Source organism: Arachidicoccus rhizosphaerae (genome assembly GCF_900107765.1).
Classification (GTDB): Bacteria; Bacteroidota; Bacteroidia; order Chitinophagales; family Chitinophagaceae; genus Arachidicoccus; species Arachidicoccus rhizosphaerae.
On the sequence record NZ_FNQY01000027.1, the window covers coordinates 1 to 25,968 of the forward strand.

15 protein-coding genes and 1 tRNA gene are annotated in these 25,968 nt (G+C 41.4%); 13 read left to right on the plus strand and 3 right to left on the minus strand.

All coding sequences use genetic code 11. The annotated features are described in order from the left end of the window. From BLU80_RS20175 to BLU80_RS16540, 3 genes are all read left to right on the plus strand, one after another. A partial coding sequence (locus BLU80_RS20175; RefSeq protein ID WP_139188184.1) for a transposase occupies positions 1 to 140 on the plus strand: 140 nt, incomplete at its 5' end. Positions 141 to 502: 362 nt separating this feature from the next. Then, positions 503 to 1,453: a glycosyltransferase family 2 protein gene (locus BLU80_RS16535; protein ID WP_091400712.1), complete on the plus strand. Its 951-nt coding sequence runs from the start codon at positions 503 to 505 to the stop codon at positions 1,451 to 1,453. Positions 1,454 to 1,483: 30 nt separating this feature from the next. After that, positions 1,484 to 2,485 carry a glycosyltransferase family 2 protein gene (locus BLU80_RS16540; protein ID WP_091400713.1) on the plus strand — a complete coding sequence of 334 codons (1,002 nt, stop codon included), beginning with the start codon at positions 1,484 to 1,486 and terminating at the stop codon, positions 2,483 to 2,485. A gap of 11 nt (positions 2,486 to 2,496) precedes the next feature. On the opposite strand, the gene BLU80_RS16545 is transcribed toward BLU80_RS16540, so the two are convergent. The 3 genes from BLU80_RS16545 to BLU80_RS16555 form a co-directional block, all read right to left on the minus strand. After that, a complete protein-coding gene (locus BLU80_RS16545; protein WP_091400715.1) occupies positions 2,497 to 3,657 on the minus strand; it encodes a glycosyltransferase family 4 protein in 1,161 nt (386 codons plus the stop codon). A 34-nt stretch (positions 3,658 to 3,691) separates the two neighbouring features. Further along, complete coding sequence (locus BLU80_RS16550; RefSeq protein ID WP_091400716.1) at positions 3,692 to 6,196, minus strand: glycosyltransferase family protein; 2,505 nt, start codon at positions 6,194 to 6,196, stop codon at positions 3,692 to 3,694. A 184-nt stretch (positions 6,197 to 6,380) separates the two neighbouring features. Further along, positions 6,381 to 8,546 carry a carboxy terminal-processing peptidase gene (locus tag BLU80_RS16555; protein ID WP_170831269.1) on the minus strand — a complete coding sequence of 722 codons (2,166 nt, stop codon included), beginning with the start codon at positions 8,544 to 8,546 and terminating at the stop codon, positions 6,381 to 6,383. 219 nt (positions 8,547 to 8,765) lie between these two features. On the opposite strand from BLU80_RS16555, the gene BLU80_RS16560 reads away from it, so the two are divergent. From BLU80_RS16560 to BLU80_RS16605, 10 genes are all read left to right on the plus strand, one after another. Beyond that, a tRNA-His gene (locus tag BLU80_RS16560) sits at positions 8,766 to 8,839 on the plus strand. Between the two features lie 202 nt (positions 8,840 to 9,041). After that, entirely contained in the window at positions 9,042 to 9,638 is a 597-nt protein-coding gene (locus tag BLU80_RS16565) for a DUF445 domain-containing protein (RefSeq protein WP_091400720.1), read from the plus strand. A 271-nt stretch (positions 9,639 to 9,909) separates the two neighbouring features. Then, positions 9,910 to 12,537, plus strand: a complete 2,628-nt coding sequence (locus tag BLU80_RS16570; RefSeq protein WP_091400721.1) for a TonB-dependent receptor — start codon at positions 9,910 to 9,912, stop codon at positions 12,535 to 12,537. Positions 12,538 to 12,780: 243 nt separating this feature from the next. Further along, positions 12,781 to 13,590 carry an O-methyltransferase gene (locus tag BLU80_RS16575; protein ID WP_091400723.1) on the plus strand — a complete coding sequence of 270 codons (810 nt, stop codon included), beginning with the start codon at positions 12,781 to 12,783 and terminating at the stop codon, positions 13,588 to 13,590. Between the two features lie 56 nt (positions 13,591 to 13,646). Further along, positions 13,647 to 15,761, plus strand: a complete 2,115-nt coding sequence (locus tag BLU80_RS16580; RefSeq protein WP_091400725.1) for an endonuclease MutS2 — start codon at positions 13,647 to 13,649, stop codon at positions 15,759 to 15,761. 126 nt (positions 15,762 to 15,887) lie between these two features. Further along, on the plus strand, positions 15,888 to 16,472 hold the full coding sequence (locus BLU80_RS16585) for an RNA polymerase sigma factor (RefSeq protein WP_091400727.1): 585 nt from the start codon (positions 15,888 to 15,890) through the stop codon (positions 16,470 to 16,472). A 78-nt stretch (positions 16,473 to 16,550) separates the two neighbouring features. Further along, a complete protein-coding gene (locus tag BLU80_RS16590; protein WP_091400728.1) occupies positions 16,551 to 17,699 on the plus strand; it encodes a FecR family protein in 1,149 nt (382 codons plus the stop codon). Between the two features lie 228 nt (positions 17,700 to 17,927). Beyond that, positions 17,928 to 21,401 carry a SusC/RagA family TonB-linked outer membrane protein gene (locus BLU80_RS16595; protein WP_170831270.1) on the plus strand — a complete coding sequence of 1,158 codons (3,474 nt, stop codon included), beginning with the start codon at positions 17,928 to 17,930 and terminating at the stop codon, positions 21,399 to 21,401. 21 nt (positions 21,402 to 21,422) lie between these two features. After that, positions 21,423 to 22,949 (plus strand): RagB/SusD family nutrient uptake outer membrane protein, encoded by a 1,527-nt coding sequence (locus BLU80_RS16600; RefSeq protein ID WP_091400732.1) that lies wholly within the window; start codon positions 21,423 to 21,425, stop codon positions 22,947 to 22,949. A gap of 97 nt (positions 22,950 to 23,046) precedes the next feature. After that, positions 23,047 to 25,941 (plus strand): alpha/beta hydrolase family protein, encoded by a 2,895-nt coding sequence (locus BLU80_RS16605; protein ID WP_091400733.1) that lies wholly within the window; start codon positions 23,047 to 23,049, stop codon positions 25,939 to 25,941. Positions 25,942 to 25,968 lie beyond the last annotated feature (27 nt).

The window sequence follows — 25,968 nt, forward strand, 5'->3', positions numbered from 1 at the left end:
CTAGAACATCAAGTGGATTACATGAAAATACAAACGGTAGAATCCAAGCAATTGTTGCAAAAGCAAGAGGGTTTGCTAACTTCGAAAGGTTCAGAATAAATGCCCTATTTTATTACGGAAATTTACAATACGACCATTAATTATTTAGTATACCCATCTAATCTAAATTTAAATAATGTTAATAAAAAGTTAAGTAATTGAATTTCTTTATATTATGAGCTTATTTAGAAAACTTTAAAAAGCTATTACGCTTTTTGTAGATATTTCTTAAAATGACAATACTCTTTTATGAATATGGATTCAAATAAACTGTTATCCTTAAGCAATCCTTCGATGAATGCCAATCGGTTTGAAATCAATAATAATAGAAATAATTTACTGAAGTCAAAAAAGCAAGATTGAGGAGGCCGTCCTAAAACGGCTCATATAATTGAAACACCGTAATTTTCGACTTCCCCATACAAATTGTCATAGAACCCTTTTAAAACAGTATTTTTGCAAAATGTTACCTGTAATTTCGATTTGTATTCCTGCATATAAAAATGTAAACTTTTTAAAAAGGTTACTCGATAGTATTTGTCTGCAAACCTATCGAAATTTTGAAGTGATCATTTCAGATGATAGCCCAGATGGGGAGGTAGAACAATTGGTGGAAAATTATCAGGGCCAGCTACCATTCATTTATTATGTAAGAAATCAGCCATCAAAAGGAATGCCCGAGAACTGGAATAATGCTATTTCATTTGCAAGAGGAGAATGGATTAAAATAATGCATGATGATGATTGGTTCCTGAATGAACAGACATTAGCCAAGTTTGCTGAAAAGATTAATACGGAGGCAGATTTTATTTTCAGCAATTACGAAAATACCTTCCTCAATCAACAGGATGAAATAGTCAAGAAAGTTCCCATGGTATTTCCCAAATACCGCCTAAGTGCTATCGCCCAGGAGCCCTTGCTTTTGCTGGCAGACAATAAAGTGGGTCCGCCAAGTGTTTGTATGGTGCGCGCCTCTGTTGGTGCACGATATGATACTAGACTTAGATGGAGAGTGGATATTGATTATTATAAGGCCGTTTTAAGTGAAAATTCAAAAATGGAATTATTAGAGGATTTGCTTATCGGCGTTGGTATGAATGAAAATCAGGTGACCAATCAGACAAAGAATATACCTTCAGTTGAACTCCCTGAGGCTTATATATTGCTTCAAAAATATGGAACCGGTCCGCTAAGAAACTGGATCATTTATGACAGTTGGTGGAGAATGATGCGTAATTTAAAAGTTACGTCTTATGAAGAGTTGCGACAAGTTGTACCAGAAGAGTGGCCACTAGTAATTAAAAATCTTTTGGACTTTATGGAAAAGACGCCAAAAGTATGCTTAAAGATCGGTGTTATGTCCAAGCTTTTTATGTTTTTATCCTTTGGGTCCAATAAGGGGCTGAAAAGATAATTTTTCTGTATTTTTTTAATTAATGTATTTATGTTATCTATTATCATTGTTAACTTCAATAGTGCGGATCTGATCCTGGATTGTCTGAAATCCATAAAAGATCAGACTAGAGCTATAGCGTATGAAGTTATAATTGTCGATAATAGTTCAGATACCACAGGCAGAAGTAAAATTTTGTCGTTTTATCCAGAAGTGCAATGGCTGGAAATGGGATATAATGGCGGATTTGCACGAGCCAATAATAAAGGTATCAGGGAGGCGAAGGGGGATGCAATATTGCTGCTGAATCCCGATACAATTATTTTGGAAAATACCTTAGATAAGGTATATCCATTATTTATGGATTCCGGTGCCGCGGCTTGTGGTGTACAGTTATTAAACGAGGACCAGTCTTTTCAGATTGCCGGCAATTTTGCCATGAAAGGCGGACTTAATTATTTATTACCCTTACCGTATATCGGTAACTTTTTGAAAAATCTTGGCAATCTTATAAAGGTAAAAAAGCCTAATATTGGAGAAGCTAAAGATGTTCAGGAGGTGGATTGGATTAATGGAGCTTTCCTTATGGTGAGAAGTTCCATTTTATCAAAATCGGGATTACTGGATGAGGACTTTTTCTTGTATGCTGAGGAAGCTGAATGGTGTCATCGGTTAAAGAAACAGGGAAAAATGTTGATCTACGGTGATTTTCATATTTTACATCTGCAAGGTGAAACTGCGAACGAGGCTTACCAGTCAGAGGGAAAAGGCTATTACAATTTATATGATAAGAAAGGCAGGCAGCTGATCATTTCAAATTTTCTTAGAATACGCAAGCAATTTGGCGTTGGCTGGTTTTTGTTTGACACAATTATTTATACCCTTGGAATTCCTGTTTTTATAATCGGCTTGATAATAGAAAACCTGATTGGCTTAAAAATGCCATTTAAAAACTTTGGAGCTGTGGGAGGGTTTGTGAAAAATGTTTTTGTGTTATGGACATATGTTCCAAGAATTATCCAAGGCAAACCGCATTTTTATAAATTGTTATAAGCAAGTATGCTTTATAGACCACGGATGGAATATAAGGCTTTGCGGGCGATCTGATCCCAGTCGAAATAGTCTAAAAAAGCTTTGGGGGTTGGTTTATAAACAGCGGATTTAACCTCTTGCACGGCCTCAATAAAAAGTTGGGTATTCAGATTTGGAACCAGTTTTAGTTTACCCTCCAACAACTCGGGGTCAATCCCGATAGCTCCGCTTTCAAAAGAGACCGCGGCCGAACCCTTAGCCAGGGCTTCAACCAGTTTAGTTTTAATACCGCCGCCTTGCCAGATTGGATTTAAAAAGATTTCAGCTGCCAGAAAGACTTCCTGGATATCCTCTACAAAACCAAGAACTGTGATAGACTCATTTTTGAGACCTATGAATTTTTCAGCAATGTTCTTTCCACAAAGGATCAGATGAAATGACGGGTCAGTGGCCAGGAGCTCGGGAATAATTTCTTCTATCAGCAATTGCAAGGCAGAATCATTAGGTGCATAGCCAAAAATGCCATTGAAAAGCAATAGCGTCTTTCGCTGGTCTATCTGATATTTTTCCTTAAAGCTGGTAGCAGCTTTTAATTTTTGCTCAGGCGTTGGCGCCATCAGGCTCTCAATTCCATAAGTGATGACAGATGTATCAGCTGGATTGATGCCATAAGTTTTGACTGCATAATCGGCATCTTCCTGAGTGATAAAAAAGGAATGGCTGGCCTTTTTATGAACCCATCTTTCGTAGTCTGCCAGTATGCGCCACCACCATTTTCCGAGCTCCTTAAAACGAAGTGCCTCTATATTGTGGGAACGAACGACCAGCGGAATCCCCATCGTTATTTTTAACAGCCAGCCCAACCAACCCATATATGGATGTTCGATGACAATGGTTTGGATATCATTTGAGCGGATCAGTTTTTTTACTTTCCATAGGTTCAAGGGATTGATATACCTACGGATGCCAGACCCCAATGTCGGAAGCAGCCTGAAATGTAAAGGCTCCTGCATATAGCTGGTGTCATTTTCATTTGTGGAAATACAAAGTAAATCCGAATGCATTCCAAGATGCTGATCCAGATAATAAATGGCTCTTTGCCCTCCGGAATTTGCAGGCAGGAACGTATAGGGGGCAATCGTCAGAATTTTCTTTCCATTACCCTGTTTCTTTATAGAAGAGATGGCGTTCAAAATTTAAACTACAATTGGATTATATTTTCCTGTTTTATGCTTTAGCATCGCCACTTTGTTTTTGACTCCTGCGCCAGATAAAAAACACCGAGGCCAGTATAGAAATCCAAAATAAAATCCCGGATACAAATCCCGCAGTTTTTGATTGCTGGATCACGGAAGGCTCAAATTTAAAACTCAGTTCATGCTGTCCCGCAGGTACCGCTATGCCTCTTAGAACGTAGTCTGTCTGTACATAGTCTGTTTTCTTTCCATCTATATAGGCGTTCCATCCTGCAGGGTAATAGATCTCGCTAAGTACTGCAAACTGGGGCGCTTTTGCGGTTGTTTTATACTGAATCGCATCATTGTCATAGCTAACCAGCTGAATGGTAGCCGTACTGTCGTATTGAGGAACGGCACCCGCCTTCTTTAAATCTGATTGCAGGATATAGGCTGTATCCGTTGGATTAAAATTGCTAATGGATTTAAGTGCTTCCACGTCGGTAGGAACAGCTGTGACATGCTGTACGAACCAGGCGGCTCCCAAAGCGCCCGGGTTTTTTTGAACAGCCAGTTGCCCTTGTTGTTGTCCGGGCACGATTACATATCTGGTATCCAGCATATTTAATATAGGCTGACTGAGCTGCCCGCTCATATGGGCTGCCACCATATTCTGGTAGATCAATAGTTTGGCTGCATGGTAGCCTCCTAATGACCGGTGGTAGTAAGAAGTAGATGCATCTGTAAAGGGATCACCTGCTGCCAGGTTCAGCACCCTGTAATGCGGATCTTTATCCTGTAAGATAGCCTGATCAGCAGAAGATTCTGCAAAGGCAGAGGCTTCCAGTGTTTCCGGCTCCATGTAATGATCCTTATTGAGGTAAATGCTGTCGATTTTTAGCAGATCTACCATGGTGATAATAAGTAATATCCCGATGATGACGCCTGGTTTTAATAATTGTTTAGTGTAAGCATAAATGGCTGCCAGTAAAATGATGCTAAATAAAACAACTCTGCCGATTCCAGCCAAAAACATGGATTTTCTGGCAGATTCTAGTGCGGTGAGGATTCCTGCACCTCCCACCTGGGGCTGTCTAAGAAAATCAACGATGGTAGGATTATTTAATTTATAATCATTGCCGACATAAATCAGCAGCAATAAAACAATAAAGCCTCCCAGCGCATATAAAATCTGCTTGTTGTTTTTCTTGATAAAGGATACTTCCTCTTTATTAAAGAAGAGCTTCTGTAGAGCAACACCTGCCATCAATGGCAGCAGTAGTTGCGGGATTATCATAGCCATGGAAGGTGCTCTAAATTTATTATAGAGCGGCAGATGATCAAACAGGAACTGATTAAATCCTTCCAGATAACTACCCCATGCCATAAAGGTCGTAATCAGGGTGGCAATAAGTATCCACCATTTATGTTTGGAAGGACAAACCACCCATCCCAAAATGGCCAGAAGCACAATTAAAGTACCTGCATAAATAGGACCGGATGTAAAGGGAACCACTCCGCCCCAGTACTTAGAGACAACGGACTGTAATACGCTATTGAGTTGCTGAGGAGGTAATTTTCCGTTTAGCTGGCTTCCGAGTTGCATGGCCTGATTGTAGATGTCGGAACCTTCATCAAACATATTGCCTGTATAGCCTCCGAAGGCATTAGGCATGGCGAGTTCAAAAGTTTCAGCTTTCCCAAGAGAATACTGGAAAGCATAACTTTCATCAAGCCCTGTTTTCTGAGCTGCGGCCTTAGGCGTACCTGAACTGAGATCTATGGCACTTCCGCCGCGAATCGTATATTTTGAGTATTGATAGGTTGGGAATATGGCCATGGCCTGATTGCCCAGTCCTATGGCGGCTGCTACAATCGCGAGCCCAAGTGCCGTTACCAGACGCTTCCACTTGGCAGCCTTTATCCAGGAGATCAGGTAAGAAATCGTCATGATTGCTATACAGATCAATAGGTAATAGGTAACCTGCGGGTGATTGGCCCCGATTTCCATGGTGGCAAATAAGGTAGTAACAATCATTCCAATAGCATAACGTCCTTCATAGAGCAGGATAAGACCTGCAATTAAGGCAGGCATATAAGCCATTGCGAACATTTTGGTCTCATGACCCGCTATAATAATAACCGGTGTATAGGTCGCGTAGGCAAAGGCCAGACTAACCAGGACACCAATGACTGGTTTTAGACGAAGCGTCTGGGTTAAGATATAAAAGCAAATACAGGCTAAGAAGAAAAAGGAGATGGGTTTGGGAAGCCATAAAGTAAGGATAGCCGTAAAATTGGGTAAAATACCAGAGTCATTCATCGCGATCTGATAGTTTGGCATCCCGCTGAAGGCGTGTGTATTCCAAAGAGGGAAATGACCATGAAGGTCTTTATAATTGAAGGCATCCTGTGCCATACCTTTCCAGTGAAGAATATCACCTTGCTGTAAGACTTCACCACTAAGGGCCGGATGACAATAAATAACGGCTATGATTAAAAACACTAAAATGGCGAAAAGGTGGGGAAAGGCCTGTTTCCAATTAATAGACTTCATCAAATTACAATTTTGTATTACCACAAACCTAACGGGAAAATTCCAATTGTGCAAATATTTGCGCCCTCAATGGGTTCTTTGAGCCGGCCTGCCTTTCAGGAAGCAATAAAAAAGGGCAGTCTTGATTGACTGCCCTAAAATTAATTAACTTAAATATATAAATATTAGTAATATTTAATGTTTTTTATTGGGTAGCCTGACCAGTTGCTGTAGAAGCAAAATATTTTTGCTGACTGATCATATCATCCATAATCTGGGTGGTTTCTTTAATATAGACATCTTTGGAAACATCAGTTTTCCATTTTTTATAGAAATCAACCTTGGTTTTATCCTGATTTTCCAGGTATTGTTTGGTATCCACCGGCATGATACTGATGGATAATGGATCTTTTAACTGAACCCCTTTGTCATCCTTATCAAACATTTTGCGGATCTTTTCCTGATCTGCTTTGTATTGTTTCAGGTTTAAACTAACGGGTCTGTTCTCGTTGGCATCCATCCAGGTGTTTGTCTGGGTGATGGCGTTGAATACAGGGTTCTGTGTAATGCGCAGTTTCGCTCTTGCAATAACTGAATCCTGATTGTAAGCTGGTTGCCAGATGGTATAAGTAGCCGGATTAATCTTATCCCAGGGAAGGGCAGTAGGGTTATCTTTTTCCCGGGCCTTTACAGATTCTAATAAATCCGGTAATACAATATCAGAGGAAACACCTTTTAATTGGGTGGATCCGCCATTAATACGGTAGAATTTTTCCACTGTGAGTTTTAATCCTCCAAATTCAGGCATCCCATTGGCATTGGGTTTACCCAGGGGTAACTGCGTCTGCACAGTACCTTTTCCATAAGTGGAAGTGGACCCTACAATAATGGCACGGTGGTAATCCTGCATGGCGGCTGCAAAAATTTCTGAGGCTGATGCACTGAACTCATTGACCATAACGATCATCGGTCCGTCATAAAGAACTCCGTCAGAATCATTATTGTCCATTAATTGCTGACTCTGGTCACTACGGTTTTTAACCTGAACGGCCGGACCGGATTTTACAAAATATCCAATCATTTTATTGACGTCCGCCAGGGAGCCTCCCGGATTGGTACGCAGGTCAATGATCAGGCCTTTAATGCCAGATTCTTTTAATTTTTTAAGTTCTTTGGCCACATCAACTGCTGAGCGGGCTCCTTTGTCATCCTGAAAATCCGCATAGAATTGCGGCAGACTTAAATAGCCGATCTTATTATCATTCTGGTTGATTATTAAACTTTTAGCAGCTGCCTGATCTAGCTTGACCTCTTCGCGCACCAGACTGATCGTCTCAATGGTGCCATCGGAGGCCTTTTTAATCTGCAGTTTTACGGTGGATCCTTTAGCTCCACGAATCAGTTTAACGGCCTCGGTAACTTCATAGCCACTTAAATCTACCAGAGGTGCGTCGCCAGTAGCCACTTTAAGGATGATATCACCTACATTAATCTTTTTGCTTTTCCACGCAGCGCCTCCGGCAATGACAGATTCGATGCTGATTGCGCCATTTTTTTCCAGGAGCTGCGCACCTATACCATAAAAGCGGTTACTCATCTCCTCATTGAATTCTCTTTGATCCAGTGGTGGCATATAATCGGAGTGTGGATCCATCTCATGTGTAATCGTGTTGACAAAAAGACTAAACTGTTGAGTGGCATTAAAAGTCGCCGGGTTGAAACGTTTGTCAAAATACCTGTCATAATAGGATTTTACAGTCTCCCTGGCTTCTTTTTCCAGTGTGGCATCAGATTTCTTAGACAGAGAATCTGTTGGTTTAGCTTTTGCTTTTTGACTGAGTAAATCGTTGTAAGCGACCAGTGTACGGTATTTTAAACGGTCAAACCATGCCTGCTTGTCTGCAGCTTCATCTGCCGGATAATCCAGACTGTCACTAATGGGTTGAAAAGTCTGATTCTTTTCAAAATCGAAAGGTTTTGAAAGGATATCGTGGTATAAAGGTTTCAGGGCAGCGATACGCTGCTGAAAAATTTCAATTGCAGTAGGATAAAATTTCATGGCAGCGCGACCATGGATTTCGTCATCAATCTGATCCTTATAGACAGCCAGCTTAGCAATATCTGTTTGCAGGAAAATATTCTTTTCTCCATCTAAAGAAGAAAGGAATTCATCAAAGATTTTTTGTGAGAACTGATCATCGATCTGTTTTGGAGAATAGTGCCTTTGTTCAATAATCATCCCCAGGCCTACCAGCAATTGTTGTTGGCGGGTAAGGGTATCGTTTTCATTGCTGCCTCTGCAGGAAAGAGCGCCCAGGATACCGCCCATTAAAACCAAAGCAAATACAGGTAGCGCTTTTTTACTCATCATAAAATTGTATATTTTTAATATCATTTTGTTCAAAATAATCGATGGTAAACATAAACAATTAGAATTAATATTTGGCTTAGAAGCTTAAAAAATTGTCGCCGTCGAACATATTTGGCAGTTTTTTAATATTCAAAGCCTTTTTTTGCAATAAATGCGCAATATTTTTTCAGGAATTATTTGGAAGAGATATTGAATTGTATATCTTTGCAACCCGAAACGGAGAGCATAGCTCAGTTGGTTAGAGCGTCGGATTGTGGTTCCGAAGGTCGTGGGTTCGAGACCCATTGTTCTCCCTAAATAAAAATAGTGAAAACCGTAATTGTTATCTAGGCGATTATGGTTTTTTTATGCCCTGAAAGCAGCATTTGAATTACCTTTATATAGTATTTAAAACCGCTATCCTGTCCGGAAATTAGTGGCTTATTTAAAATTCAATGGGCCAGAATTCAGCTTTGGGTATTTAAATATTTATTGATTATTAATTTTTATAATATTATGTGGGCTTTTCTGTTATCTGCTTTTTTGCATGCTATTGGTTGTTGGTTATGTGTCTCTTTGATGCTTTATCTGTTATTTAAACCTGAGAAGCCCGTCCGTTTGCCGGGCATTAAAATTCAGGGAATGGTTCCTGCCAACTTTAAAAAATTAAGTCAGAAACTCTCGGATATCATATACCAGCTGCTGTTAAGCCATAAGGAGGACCTGAAAGTTCAGGTGACCGCCCCCGAAAAAATGGATAAACTGATGCCCCATATAGAATCACATATTGATTTTTTTCTTCGGGAAAAATTGCCAAAGTCCATGCCGATGATTGCCATGTTGATAGGAGATAAGACCATCGGACAAATCAAGGAGGTTTTTGTCACCGAAATTAAAGTCCTGTTTCCGGAGTTAATCGGTCAGTATATGGATGGCCTTATGGAAGATGACCGATTGTATCCGCTTTTAACAGAAAAATTGCAATCTGCCAGCGTTTTAAACTATGTGACTGCCATGAAATCCAACCTTTCCAAACTGTTTTTTAAAATTAAATTAGGGGCTTTCGTCTTTGGTTTAGCATATGGATTGTTAATTAGTTGGATTATTTTGTAGTTCACCTAAACTTTTCACGTATTCACCGATTTTAAGATGGACCGGCATTAACTATCAGCCCATAAAATGGTCTACAGGAGGGAGGCTATTTGTAATTCAATAACAACGTTAATGCATTTTAAATCACAATTTTGCATTATTCCAAATGGCTTATAGATAAAGTGCAATTTATAATTACATCTTTATTGTTGTGATATCTTCTGAAATAAGACCCTGCAGGGTTTATTTCTATTTTTAAGACGCTGAAAATTCTGATTAGTTTAACAATTTTATGAAATTTATTACCGCCGCATTATTATTCGCATCCACATTAGCATGTTCATCAGTATTTAGTCAGCAGGCAGCCGCCGGCCCTGAAATTATAGTGTCCACGCAAAAAAACGGGACGATTAAAGGTCTGGTGACCGAACAGGAATCCGGAGATCCTATAGCAAGTGCCTCCATTCAGATTTATCAGGATGTGTTGGATACTACCAGCCATAAGGTGCGACAGCTATTAGTGGGTTCCATGATTTCCAAAACCGACGGAACCTTTGAATTAGCTAATCTTCCAACTCCTTCAAAATTAAAGTTAGTGGTGGCCGTTGTCGGCCACGAGACCTACCAGAAGGTCTTTAGTCTTACCACAGATGGTTCAGTCCAGGATATGGGTACCCTTAAACTGGTCAGCTCAACTTCAAATCTGAAAGACGTGACAGTTAACGCCACTTCCGATCAGTTCTTTAAAATGGGTGTAGACCGGAAAATTTTCAGTGTGGCACAAAGCCTGGTGAGCACTGGTCAGACAGCTGCTGAAGTTATGGCTCAAATTCCTTCTGTGGACGTTGATATGGATGGGAACGTAAGCCTAAGAGGTGGCTCACCGCAGCTGTTTATCGATGGCAAACCAACTACCCTGACCCTGGATCAGATTCCTTCTGATATCATTGATAAGGTGGAGCTGATAACCAACCCGTCTGCCAAGTTTGACGCTTCCAGCAACGGAGGCAGTATCATTAATATTGTTCTTAAAAAAGACCGTAAAAGCGGTTATAATGGTGGCCTGACTGCAGGTGTTGATACCAGAGGTGCGACCAACTTTGGTGGTGATTTTGCCTTCAGACAGGGTAAATTCAATTTCTTTGCCCGTGGCATGCACAGGGGCCGGGATTCGAAATCTGAGAACTCTACCCGACGTAACTTCTTAAACAATGATACCTCAATTGTTCAGACCGGAACTTCGCATAATACAGGATCCTTTGGATTTTATAATGCGGGTATTGACTATCTGATGAATGGCCGTAATACCATTACCCTGGAGGGCCGTTACGTCAGAGGAACCTTTGACCAGGATCAGCCCACCTTTGTTGACTCCCTGGCAGGAGGTGACGCTTATTCTTATAGCAGACTAGCCTCAAGCTCAGGATTTCATTTTAAAGATTTAAACGGAGAATTATCTTATAAGCATTTGTTTAATGAGGATGGGGATCATAATCTGACCTTTGATGCACGTTACAGCAATTCTGATAATGGCAATAATTCCGATTTGAATACGGGTATTTATAACGACCCTCAGTTTACGGATCCCAGAATCCCCAATATTTTACGAACCACTTATGGTGATGGTAAACGTAAGCGCTATACCGTTCAGGCGGATTACGTTAATCCCATCAGTGAAGACAATAAAATAGAGGCAGGTCTGCGTTTTGACAGTCAGAACAGCGATAATTCCAATTACCAATATGAGGATTCCACCGGTGGATTGGATGGAATGAAACTCAATACCAGGGTATCCAGCCTGTATTCTTATGATGAAAAAACCTATGCGGCCTATGGCATCTGGTCTTCCAGGCTCTCTGAGAAGTTTACCTATCAGCTGGGACTAAGAGCAGAGCGTTATGAGTACAGCGGGAAGAATTATTCCATTGATGGTAAAACCTATACTCCGTTCGCCGTGAACTATCCGTTAAATCTTTTTCCCAGTGCCTTTTTGACTTATACGATAACGGATAAACAGGACCTGCAGGCCAGTTATTCCCGCAAAACCAACCGCCCGAATTTTTGGCAGTTGATACCGGTTTATGATTATTCGGATCCTTATAATATCCGGGTAGGTAATTCAAGTCTGAAACCTGAGTTTACCAACTTGTTTGAATTAAACTATAATATCCGCTATGGCGCAAATAGTAACTTCCTGGTCTCAGGCTACATGCGCCAGACCATGGATATGATTACAAGATACCAGTATATTGATAGTAAAGTGGATCCTTCCAATGATTCAACTATTGTCAACAGCTACATCAATGCCAATACCAGTTATACCTACGGGCTGGAGTTGACGGACAAAATGACCCTACTTAAGATCTGGGATCTGACAGGGAACATAAATATTTTTAATTCAATTATCAATACCAGAGACCTGGATGGTTCCAATATCCGTAACCAGCAGTGGAGCTGGTTTGCCAAACTCAATAACACTTTTAAACTGCCTAAAGGCTTTTCTTTCCAATGGTCCGGTGACTATCATGCCAAGACGGTGTTACCGAACGGAACAGATAATCGTCGCGGTGGTTTCGGAGGCAGCAATCTGGGTACAGCTCAGGGTTATATTTCTCCTTATTACGGCTTTGACGCAGCCATTAAAAAAGACTGGAAATGGGGAGAAGGCAACTCTTTGTCATTGACCGCTTCCATTAATGATATTTTCGGAACGGAAAAAAGAGATTCTTATTCCAAAACGGCGATCACGGAGGAATATTCCAGCAGATTCCGTACGCCGAGAATTGTTCGCTTAACCCTAAGCTGGCGTTTTGGTCAGATCGACAAATCCCTGTTTAAGCGCAAGGCGCAGCCGGATCAGGGCAGCGATAATGGCGGAGGAAATATGGGCGGTCAAGGCGGTGACATGGGCGGCATGTAAAACCGAGGTTCCGGATATGGAAAGAAGGCCCCGTAGTAACTAGCTGCCAAAAAAGTAACAGACGGCTGCTAAATGGTCGTTCAAATATATAAAAGGTCTGATAAGCATTTGATTTTTAAATCATTATCTTATCAGGCCTTGCTGTTTTAAATAGCCGGTCCTCTGCCGGAAGGACACAAGTAATGCCAACAGGAAATAATACAATATGCGGCTAAATTGCCCCCGCGCTCGTATATTTGCGCCATGTTTTCAAAATACGCTTTAGTTCGTAAATACCTGCAATACAGAAAAATTGCCTTAAATGGTAAGGGACATGGCATTCATTCTCCCTTTGTGTACCGTTTTGTACGGGAGGTGCTGGGAGATAAACGGTCCTATCCCTGTTACCAGCCGCTGGCTGCTTTAAGAAGGCTTCTGGCAACAGACGAACGTTCCGTAGAAGTCCAGGATTTTGGAGCCGGTTCCAGGGTAATTGCCAGCAATACCAGGCGTATTGGCGATATTGCAAAATCTTCCCTCAAGCCTAAAAAATACAGCCGGTTACTTTTCAGAATGGTTCAGGAATATAAGCCGGCAACCATCCTGGAATTGGGGACCTGTTTTGGTGTGACGACCGCCTATCTGGCTAACGGGAATAAAAATGCCCGCGTTTTTACGATGGAAGGGGCTCCAGCGATCGCTGAAGTAGCCCGACATAATTTTAGTGAGTTGCAACTCCATAATATCGAACTGATTGAAGGTAATTTTGATGTACGACTCCCTGAGTTATTACAATCGCTTAGCAAAGAAGGCAAACAGCTGGATTTTGTGTTTATCGACGGGAACCACCGCAAGGAGCCGACTGTACGTTATTTTGAACAGCTGTTACCCTTGTTACAGGAGGAGTCCGTTTTGGTTTTTGATGATATCCATTGGAGTGAGCAGATGGAGGAGGCTTGGGAGGAGATTAAAAAATCTCCTGCGGTAACGCTTTCCATCGATTTATTTTTTATTGGTATCGTATATTTTAGAAAGGAAAACAAAGTAAAACAGGATTTTACTATCCGCTTTTAGTATGGATGGCGATTGGGCCAAGCAATTTTAATCTAGTTCTCTCTTAGATATTTCGCATGAAAGTATATCCAGATAATGCATTTATTCAATTGGAATTCGATAAGGTGAAAACCTTATTGGAGGAGCATTGTGTGACCAGTTTTGCTAAAAACAGGGTGGCACATATGCGGCTGCATACCAAATTGGATCATCTCCTGATGGAACTGCGTCAAGTGCATGAATATAAACTGATAATTGAACAGGCGCTGTATTTTCCCAGTGATCAGGCGGGTGATTTAAAAAAGGAGATCAGGTTACTGGGGATTTCCGGAAGCATGCTTACAGGGGAACAATGGATACAGGTAAGAAGGCTTTTACTGGCTACGGAGAATATTTTCAGATGGTTAAATAATCAGCGACGGGAAGCCTTTCCCAACATGACGCTGGTGGTAAAAGATACTTATTATGAAAAGGCAGTAGCTGCCATGATTGATGAAGTCATCGATGAAACCGGACAGGTAAAGGACAGCGCTTCCGTGGATCTTGCCAGAATCAGACATAGCTTATATAAAAAGCGCCAGGAACTCAGAAGGACGTTTGAAAAGGTGGTGGCCAGACTCAATAAAGCGGGTTATACAGCTGATATTAGTGAAAGTTTTAGTAATGGCCGGCGTGTCATTGCCATACTCTCAGAATATAAACGGCAGATTAAAGGGGTCTTTCATGGGGAGAGCGATAGTCGCCGGACGACATTTATGGAGCCCGAAGAGACAACGGAACTGAATAATCAGGTATATGAGCTTGAAAATGAGGAATTAAAAGAAATTCAGAAAATTCTCAGATCTCTTACGGCCTCCTTATCCGTATATGCTCCCTTGCTGGAGACTTATTACCGCATCATCGGTTTGTATGATTTTATCCGTGCCAAAGCCCTGCTGGCCATTGATATGCAGGCCAGCCTGCCGGTAGTGACGGATAAGACCCAGATGCGCTTAATTCATGGTTACCATCCATTGTTATTATTATATAATAAAAAGAGTCAGAAAAAAACCATTCCTGTAGATCTGACCTTTGATGATAAAAACAGGATTCTGATTATAAGCGGCCCCAACGCCGGCGGGAAAACTGTAACGATGAAGACGGTAGGTCTTTTACAAATTATGTTACAGGCAGGTTTATTAGTGCCGGTTCATCCTGATTCTCAGATGGGGATTTTTAAACAGCTTTTTATTCATATGGGAGATACCCAATCCATTGAATTTGAGTTAAGCACCTATTCTTCTCATCTGCTCCACATGAAGCATTTTATTGAAAATGCCAACGGAAGGACCTTGTTTTTTATTGATGAGCTGGGGGGCGGATCAGATCCCAATCTGGGCGGGGCTTTCGCTGAGGTTATTTTGGAACAACTGGCCAAAAAACATGCCATGGGTATTGTTACCACCCATTATCTGAATCTTAAGGTGATGGCGGGCAAAACCGCCGGGATTTTTAACGGAGCCATGGCCTTTGACGAAAGCAGGTTACAGCCACTATATCAGTTACTGGTAGGTAAACCTGGCAGTTCTTATACTTTTTCCATAGCCGAGCGTATCGGTTTACCTCAGGCGCTGATTGCAAGGGCCAGGACCCTGGTAGATGAAAATCAGTTTAAACTGGATCAGTTATTAAACTCTACCGAGCAGGGACTACAGGAACTGGATAAGGAAAAAAGGAAATTGCATAAACTTATCCGGGAAAACGATAAGCTGAAAGCAGAAATGGAGCGGGTCCTTGATAAGGAGACGCACCGTCAACAGGTAGAATTATTGAAGCATCAGAATAAACTCTCCGAGGAGAAACTGCAGTATTTAAAAGATACGGAACGAAAACTGCGCCAGCTCATGATCAGCTGGCGTAAGGCTGAACAAAAAGATGCAGTTATTAAAGAGTTTGCGGCCATTTTATTCCCTAAAAACGAAAAAGTAGTGACAGGGAAAATGGCCAGAAAATTAAAATCCACCTATGACGAACTGGATGCGCCCATTGAAGTGGGCATGCAGGTGAAATCAAAAAGGAATCATCAGGTGGGTGAGGTGATTGAAATCCGGGGGAAAAGAGCGGTGGTGAAAATAGGGGTGCTGCCGATGCAGGTGGAACTTTCCGATCTGGTGGCTGTAAAGGAAAAACCTAAAGATCCCGGAGAAAAGTAGTAATAAAGATGAAGACTTTGGTGAGGAATCCCAGGGAGGTAAAAATTACCTGTTAATAGTTTAATTCCCTGTCTTTATCGATTAAGAAATTGGTAATGTTAAAATTCAGGCTAATTTTAGCCGAACATGGAAAAGAGTAGGTCAACATATTCTGATATAGAACTCATGCAGCTGCTGAAACAGGATCAGCAGTGGGCTTTTGAATGCATTTATAACGAACATTGGGAGCATCTATATAATCATGCCTATAAGCGTATTGGTATACAGTATATTGTAGAAGATGCCCTTCAGAACGTCTTTGGCCGTATCTGGCTGAAACGGGCTTCGTTGGATATTATCAATTTCAGGGCATATCTGACGACGGCCATGATGCATGAGTGTATACATATTCTGTCTGAGAATAAACAGGTAGATGCGTTTTATGAGAAATTTGAACAATTGGAAGAAGTGCTGGGGGATGCGGGCTATGGGCATATTATTCAGAAGGAACTCCTGGAAGTGGCTTATCAATATGCTGATACCCTGCCTGAAAAGAAAAAGCAGTTATTCCTGCTCCATTTAAAGGGGTATGATACCAAGGAAATTTCTTTGTATCTGAAGCTTTCCAGAAAGACGATTCAAAATCAATTAGGCGTAATTTTAAAAAACCTCAAAAATAGTGGAGCAATACATCTGATCCTGCTTTTTGAGGCAATTAAAGATATTTTTTAAAAATAAAAGGGAATTTGGAGCATTTTTGGACTCTTATTTTAAGGAAGGTCATTCGGGCCGTATCCGGCACGTAATTTTATGATGAGAAAATTGGGGAAAAGAAGCCGTTTGCAGCAATTGCTGAAAAAGTACCGACAGGGGACTGCTACTGAAAAGCAGCAGGACTTTGTTGAATGGTACTATCAGTCATTTGAATCGGATCCCAATTATCTGGGCGGAAAATCCTTTGAGGAAAAAGAACAGATCCGCATGCGTATGCAACGTCGTATGCACTCGGAATTGAATCTGGAAGGTGCTGAATCCAAGCCTGCACCAAAGCCTGCCATGATTAAATTCCTAAAGTGGGCTGCCGCCGCAGCTGCCGTCATTATTATGGCTATAGGAGGGGTATATGTATATAAGGGGCAGAAGGTTGAACAGCCCAGGACTGCAAAGACTCATATGCCCGCCATAGAAAAAGCCATATTGACGACTCAGGACGGAACGGTAAGCGCACTTATGGATCCTGAGATCCCGCTACATCATAGAATTGAAAAAAATCTTTCCGGTAATACGGCTAAGTATGATTTTATCAGCATAGAAATCCCCAATGGCTGCAAATACCATTTTAATCTGGAAGACGGTACCGAAGTGTGGTTAAACCCGGGTTCAAAAATGCATATTCCGCTGGACTATGGTAAAACAGACCGGACGGTTTCTTTATGGGGAGAGGGTTATTTTATCGTCCGGCATATGGATAGTCTTCCTTTTCATGTGCTGACTGAAGGATTGAATATCAGAGATATAGGAACAGAATTTAAGGTAAGAGCCTATCCGGAGCAGAAAACAACGGTAACCCTTGCCAAAGGAAGTGTGGTCGTATATGATTCAATAACCCGGCAAAATTTTCCTTTAGATGATATGGGAGAACAGATTCAGGTGGATCCGGTCAGTAAGAAAACGACGCTTCTGACTGTAGATACCGCTTTTGCGACCTGTATTAAAAATAATCTGTTTTATTTTGATCACGCCAGTATTGATCAGGTTACGCAGGAAGTAAGCAAATGGTATAATGTAAGCTTTAAGCTGGAAGGTTATTTCAATGATCTTTCTTTTACCGGTAGCATTCGCAGAGACAGCCAATTGCAGGACGTCCTTAAGATTCTGGAGTTAAGTAATCTCAATTGTACCATGCAGGGCGACGTTGTCGTTCTCTCTGCGGGTAAATTTGCCAGGTCCTCCCATTAGGTTTTAACAATAACAGATATTACTGTACATTTTCTTTAAGCATTTTTTGGCTTTAAAGACAATGTTTTCAATTGTTAACATATTTTAATTTAAAAATTATATAATAATTGTCTAAAATGAAGGGAATTTTTTTCCTTCTGCCCCTCTATTATATATATCCAAATTTTTTTAATTAACCCAAAGCGCATGTACAAATTATTGTTTAATCTAAAAAACAGCAGACTGCTTATGAAAAGGAAAGTCTTATTGCTTTGTTTATTTACGGTGTTTTTAACTGCTTTTGCTTCAGCGCAGATCACGCTGAAAGTAGATAAGGTCCCTTTGGAAGGAGTCTTAAAGGCAATCCAGAATCAATCTGGTTATACCTTCTTTTATAGCTCAAAGCTTTTACAAGGTACGCACAGTGTAAGCCTGGATGTGAAAAATGATTCGATTAATCATGTGCTGGACCTTATTTTTAAAGGCCAGCCCGTTGAATATGAAATTGTCAACAAAACCATTGTTATCAAAAGAAAGCAGGCGCCCGGTCAGGAGGACCAGGTAAAGGGCCGTGTTTTGGATTCTGCGGGACATCCTTTACAAAATGTGGAGGTCAGAGCCCTAGGAACGGATGTTGCCACTCTAACAGATCTTGATGGTAGATTTTTAATACAAGTTGATAAGAAAAACGGCCCGATTAAACAATTGGCCTTTTCTTATGTAGGATACAGAGGCACAATAGTGCAGGTTGAAGGTAAAAATACGCTGGCTGTCACCATGGAACCTGAAGATAAATTACTGGATCAGGTAATGGTCATTGCGTATGGTAAGGCAAAACGTCAGTCTATTACGGGTTCCGTTTCCAGTATAACATCTGATCAGATTGAAAAACGTCCGCTGACAACCGTTACCGGTGCATTGGAGGGGGTTGATCCTGGTATTCAGGTGAATAACGCTTATGGGCAACCCGGTTCTTCCCCTACTATCAGAATACGTGGTTTTGCTTCAGTAAACGGAGAAAATGATCCATTATATGTATTGGATGGTGTTGTGTTTCAAGGAAGTATCGCGGATATTAATCCTGCGGATGTAGAAAGTATCTCTGTATTAAAAGATGCAACTTCAGCAGCACTCTATGGTTCCAGAGCCTCTAATGGGGTTATCGTCATTACAACAAAGTCTGGCAAAAAAGGTACTACCAGTTTAGAGGCTTCCACAAACCAGGGGGTCTATAATAGAGGTATTGCGGAATACGACAAACTGGGAACGGACGATTATATGGAGGTGATGTGGAAAGGATATCGCAACTCTTTGATGACTTCCAGTCCCAGCAAATATCCAACCGCTGATTTAGCAGGAGCGGAGGCATCCAGTACCTTGATTTCTGATATTCTGGGATATAATATCTATAATAAAGATGCCGATCAGTTATTTGATGCGAATGGAAAATTAGTAGACGGAGCAGCAGTATTATCTGGTTATCAAGGGGATCTGAATTGGTATGATCCTGTGCTGCGTAATGGTTACCGCAGAAACTATAATGTATCCGGAAGTGCTGCCACTGATAAAAGTAGTTTGTTCTTTTCTGCAGGCTATCTGAAAGAAGATGGATTTGTAAAAAGAAGTGGTTTTGAACGCTTTAACGGCTTAATTAAAGGGTCTGTCAAGCCGACAACCTGGATTGATATGGGTTTTAATATGTCGGGTTCCAGACAAGAGTCTAATTATGTCTCACAAAGCTCTTCTACGGCTTACGCCAATCCTATCTATTTTGCCCGTAATATGGCACCGATTTATCCAGTGCATCTGCATGATGCTGCTACGGGGGATTATATTTTGGATGAATTTGGCAATAAACAATACGATGATGGCGCTACTACTTATACACGTCCACAGAATTCTGGTAGAAATGCCGTATGGGAACTGCAACTGGATAATGATTATACCACCAGAACCACTTTAAGTGGACAGTTTTATACAGCAATCAAATTTTTAAGAGACTTTACAGCGTCCACTACAGCGGATGTGAATTATAGAAATTCTCAGGAGCGTACCTATAATAATGCGATTATCGGCGATGGCGCGGGTAACAACGGCCGCACTTCCAGAACAGAGTATAACTATAAAACCTATACATTCCGTCAGCAGTTAAACTGGCAAAAGCATATTAAAGATCATGATATAACTGCGCTTGTAGCACATGAAAATTATAAATATAATTATACCTATCAGTATGGTTATAAAACCACTCAAACTTTCGCGGGGGATGATGAGCTGATTAACTTCACTAATATCACCAGTCTGGACGGGTATTCCAATAATGCGACCACCGAAAGTTATCTCGGAACGGTCAGGTATAGTTATAAGGATAAGTATTTTGCAGATGGTTCTTATAGGCGTGATGGATCTTCCAGATTTTCCGAAAAGAAAAGACAGGGTGAATTCTATTCATTGGGTGCTGCCTGGTTGATTACCAGAGAGAATTTCATGAAAAATATCAGTTTTGTAAATGACCTGAGACTGCGCGCATCCTACGGACAGGTGGGTAACGATGCTGGTGCAGGCTATTATAGTTTCCTGTCGCTTTATGAGCAAGATCAGAATGCAAATCTGGCTGCCTTTTACAAAAAGCAGTATGCGAATCCTGACTTGGTCTGGGAATCTGAGAACTCCTTTAGCACAGCTTTGGAAGGTAGAATCTTTAAAAGACTGAATTTTACAGTAGAGTATTTTAATAAGCAAAATGAAGACTTATTTTTTGACGTAAATTATCCGTTATCTGGCGGTTCAACATCTACCAGTACTGCTGAAAATATACAGACGCAAAATATCGGGAATGTTGTCAATCGTGGTTGGGAAGTTACCCTGAATGCTGATATTGTGCGGTCTACCAACTGGACCTGGAACCTGGGTGTAAACGCAACAACTTATAAAAATGTAATCAAGACCTTACCTGAAGAAAACCGGGAGAATGGATTGATCAATGGTACGAAAAAATATATGGAAGGTCATGGTGTTTATGATTTTTGGCTGTACCAGTTTGTGGGTGTAGATCAGTTTACAGGTAACTCTTTATATCTGGTCAATGAAACAGATTTTGGTGTCAATGGTGCAGATGTACCTACTGATTATCTGGTTCAGATTGGGGATAAATATTATACCACCAATACGACTTATGCAAAACAAGACTGGAGCGGTAGCGCCATTCCTAAAATCTATGGCGGTATAAACTCTACGCTGAGCTGGAAAAACCTGTCTTTGTATACCCTGGTTACCTTTAGCCTGGGCGGCAAAACCTATGATGGCAACTATCAGGATTTAATGCAGGTAACGTCAAACCCTCATTCATTATCCACGGATGTGCTGAAGTCATGGGACGGGGTGCCGGATGGCGTTACTGAAAGTTCTGCCAACAGAATCGATCCCAATGGAACGCCTTCCATTAACTATACCTTAAGCTCCTATAATAACGCGACTTCCAGCCGGTTTTTGCAAAATGGTTCTTATTGGGTAATTAAAAATATTGCCTTAAGCTACAAATTACCGCAACAGTGGTTGAACCATGTTGGTATACGGGGCGCAAAAGCAAGTCTGGGCGTAGAGAATCTATTTACTTTCACGCATTTAAAAGGGATGAATCCGCAGTATTCATATAGCGGAACCACTGGGAACTATCTGATGACTGCCAGAGTGTTTAATGTGGGTGTATCTATCTCTTTATAATTATTAAAAGGAATCATTATTATGAAAAATATATTAAAGATATCTGCAATTTTATTGATAGGGGGATTACTGGGATCTTGTAGTAAATCCTATCTGGATCAGACGCCTACATCAGATGTGAGCTCGGTTACTGTATTTGAGACGACGGATAATGTGAAATTAGCGGTGAACGGTCTGGCAAAACTGATGACCATTCAATACCTGAGCTCCCAGGGTTTTAATGGGGAAGGAACCATTAAAATGTATTACGGGAACTATCCAGGCGGAGATTTTACCGTGAATCTGCCTGGCTGGGCTTCCATTATCAATGGCACTTATAATACCAATAATACAACGATATACGATTATTATCCCTGGTATTATTATTACAAAATCATCTCCAATGCGAATGCTATTATTCTGGGAGTGGATGCCGCTTCTGGTTCAGATGAACAGAAGGCGTTTTTAAAGGCTGAGGCTTTAACTTACCGGGCTTATTGCTATATGATGCTGGTGCAGATCTATAGCAACAGATGGAGTGATTCCAATAATGGCGCATCGGATGGAGTTGTTTTAAGACTGGATGAGTCCATCGGGGATTTAGCGATGTCTACCCTGGCAGAAGTCTACACGCAGATCTATGCCGATTTAGATCAGGCCATCAGTCTGTATACCAGCTCCGGTGAAACCAGGGCCAATAACTATGAACCGGATATTAATGTGGCTTATGCGGTTTATGCAAGAGCTGCACTTGATAAAGAAGACTGGGCGAATGCCAGTACTTATGCTGAAAAGGCTAGAAGCGGTTATCCTTTAATGAGTACGGCTGACTATAAGGCAGGATTTTATGAGCCCACAAGTGAATGGATCTGGAGTTGCTACGGCGCTTCTGATGAGACGCTTTATTATTATTCTTATTTTGCCTATATGGCCTATAACTCCTCAGCCAGTGCGGTAAGGAGCTATCCCAAATGTATCAGCAAAGAGTTATTTGATGAAATTCCGGCTACTGATATCAGAAAAGGCCTGTTTTTGGATCCAACGGGCTATTCCTATACGCATTCTACGGGTCTTGCCGGAACGGATTTAACCAGTCATGCATTTGCCTTGTATCCTGATCTTTATTCAACTTCCAAAGTGTATGCTTATATGCAGTTTAAAGTAAAGGCAGAAGATCAGCCGGGAGTCGGTAACCTGAATAATTTCAGGTCTTCAGAAATGTATCTGATTCAGGCTGAAGCGGATTATCACCTGAATAAATCTGCGGCTGATATCCAGAACTTACTGGTAGAACTCAATCAGGGGTCTGGTAGAGATACTGCCTATACCTGTACTAAAACAGGTACGGATCTCTTAAATGAAATCAAACTGTATCGCAAGATTGAACTATGGGGTGAAGGATTTGACTGGTTTGATTATAAACGCTGGGGTGATAAAATTGTAAGGCATACCTATGATGAGGGTGGAAGTTGGGTCGCCTCGCTGGCGCTTACCATTGCACCTGAAGATAATAATAACTGGACTTGGGTAATCCCTACAAAAGAAACCTATTATAATGACGCATTATAATAGCTAACTAGGAAAAGTGCAAGGCGTACGATGGAATTCGTTTCATTGTGCGCTTTCTCTTTTATTGTAATGTATTGTTGAACAGAAAAAAAAGTGAATGAAACGACTGATCCCATCTTTAATACTGATTCTGATCTGCCTTTTCGGCGCAAAAGCACAGTCCAAAATACCACTTGATCACAGCGTATATGACCTTTGGCAGGATATTGGTAAAATGAATATTTCTTCTAATGGCCGCTTTGTCTATTATGAAGTTAACGTACAAAAAGGAGACGGAATGCTGTATGTGCAATCCAGCTCGGGAGATACCATTGTGAAAGTAAACCGGGGTGAAAGCGGACTTTTTACAAAGGATAATAAATACTTTATCTGTAAAATTGCGGCGCCTTTTGTGGATAAGGAGGCAAAAGCAAAAGCTGTGAAGCAGTCCGCAGTACAACCGGCTGAAGGTAAGGCCCGTGGGCGGAAAGATGCGGATATGTCCCTGGATTCTTTGTTGATCTATGATCTGGTTACGGCAAGACAATATAAATTTGCAGCGCTGAAAGGTGATTATAAGATAGCCGGTCTTACGCAAAATGTCCTTGCATGGTTATCTGAAACGGATACGGTTCAACTGCAGCCAAAAGTAAAAGACAGCGTAACGGTAAATGCTGCAAATAAAAAAACGGCTTCCCCGGCAGCGCCGCCGGCGGAGCTGCAGCGTATGGATAAGTATCCTATGGTTGATACAGAAAAGGATCATAAAAAGGATAAGGCTAAGGCTGATTATCAGCTTAACATCTGGTCTTTAACCGCAAAAGGATTAGATAGCCTCACAACACTGCGTCATGTAAAGTCCTTTCAGTCGGATACGACAAGTGATGATGTGGCGCTAACGAGTCTCGCCGGACGGGATCTGGACAGTCAGTCCCTGGAAGTGGTGCAAATTAAAAGCGGCCGGTTAACGGCCGTCCTTAAAAAGGCAAAGGAAGTAAAGGCGCTGGCAATGACGGATCAAAGCGGGAAAGGCTCCCTTATGAAATTGGCTTTTATCGCCACCGGCGTTGATCATCAGGATACGCTGGGTAAGCACAATGACCTTTATTTGTGGCAGGAGGCGGGAGGTGTCCGCAAAGTGGTTTCTTATAATCAGTCTGTTTTATATAAGAACTGGGGAGTCAGCCCCTATGCTAGACTGCAGTTCAGCCGCTCCGGTGAGCGTCTGTTCTTTGAGACGGCTCCCTTGAAACCTGAGCCGGATAGTCTGGAACCGGCGGTTGCGCTAGATATCTGGAATACGCAAAGCGATATATTATTTACGGAACATCAGGCGAATATGGACCGGTTTAATAAAAGAGGGTACAAAGCCGTATATCTGATCAATCAGGATAAATTATGGCAGCTGGAAGACTCCGTATATGCAGACCTTGTCAGTACTTATAAAGGAGACGGACGTTATTTTTATCTGGGTACGGATTCATCCAGAAGGATTGCCAAACAATGGCTGGGTTATACCATCAAGGATTATTTTATTGTGGATATGAATACGGGGGCCAGAACGAAAATATTACAGGGTTTTGAGGGCCGGATCTATCCGTCTTATAAAGGAGATAAAGCGCTGATTTATGATCGCAATAAAAGGCAATATGAATTATATGATGCGTTTAAAAATAGTTTAACCGCCATTGACGGATTTTCCTATCCCTTGTATGATGAACAGGATGATCACGCTGAGGCGCCTTCCAACTACGGAGTCCTGGGATGGGATACGCTCAGTCACGCCGTGTATGTATATGACAGATATGATATTTACCGCATTGATCCTAAAAGCCTAAAACCGTCTTTGGTCGGTAAAAGTGGTCGTGAACAAAAACTTCAGACCCGTCTGGCCGAGACTTATCAGCAAAGAGGCCCCTTTTATTTTAATGGCCGTCAAAAACTATCTTTTGACCGCTATGCGGAGGATAGTAAAAAAAATCAGTTCGTCCGTTTTTCTGTATATAAACCTGGTCAAATACAAGCGGTCAATGAGTTATCTGATCATATGGCCTCACATTTAGTAAATGCGCGGGACAATGCTGAAAATAGCATGTATACGCTGGAAAATTATGAGACTTCGCCACAGGTGTACCTGAAGACCCGTTCAATGAGTCAGCGACTTTCTCAGATTAACCAGCAGCAGGAAAAATATTGCTGGGGGCATGCACAGCTTTTTAAATGGAAAGCTTATACGGGCAAACAAACCGAAGGGATTCTGTACCTGCCTGACCATCTGGATACCACTAAAAAGTATCCTATGATTACTTATTTCTATGAGAGGAGAAACGAGACGCTCTATAAATACATTCCACCCAAGCCGACGGGCAGTGCATTAAATATTTCTTTTTTTGTCAGCAGAGGCTATGTCGTATTTGTGCCGGATATCTGGTATACCATCGGTCATCCCGGACAGTCGGCCTATGATTATGTAATAAGTGGCGTTAAGGCGGTCGCCGGCACGCATCCATTTATAGATACCACAAGGTTAGGAATGCAGGGACAGAGCTGGGGCGGTTATCAGGTCGCCTATCTGGTAACGCGCACTGATCTGTTTAAAGCGGCCTGGGCCGGGGCACCTGTTGTCGATATGTTCAGTGCTTATGGAGGTATTCGCTGGAAAACAGGCGCTAGTCGTGCCATGCAATATGAGAAGGGACAGAGCCGGATAGGGGCTACTCCCTGGGAAAATAAAGGGCTATATATCGAAAACTCTCCATTATTTAATATTCCCCGGATTCATACCCCTTTAGTGATTATGTCCAATGACGGCGACGGGGCGGTGCCCTGGTATCAGGGGATTGAATTTTTTATGGCCCTCAGAAGATTTGGCAAAAAAGCCTGGTTATTAAATTACAGAGGAGAAGAACATAATTTGGTTAAAAGATCTAATAAACTTGATATACAGAAAAAAGAGGCGGAATTTTTTGACTGGCAACTAAAGGGCGCTTCAAGGCCCGGATGGACCTTTTAGTGATTTGCCGTGGTACTATTACGTTGC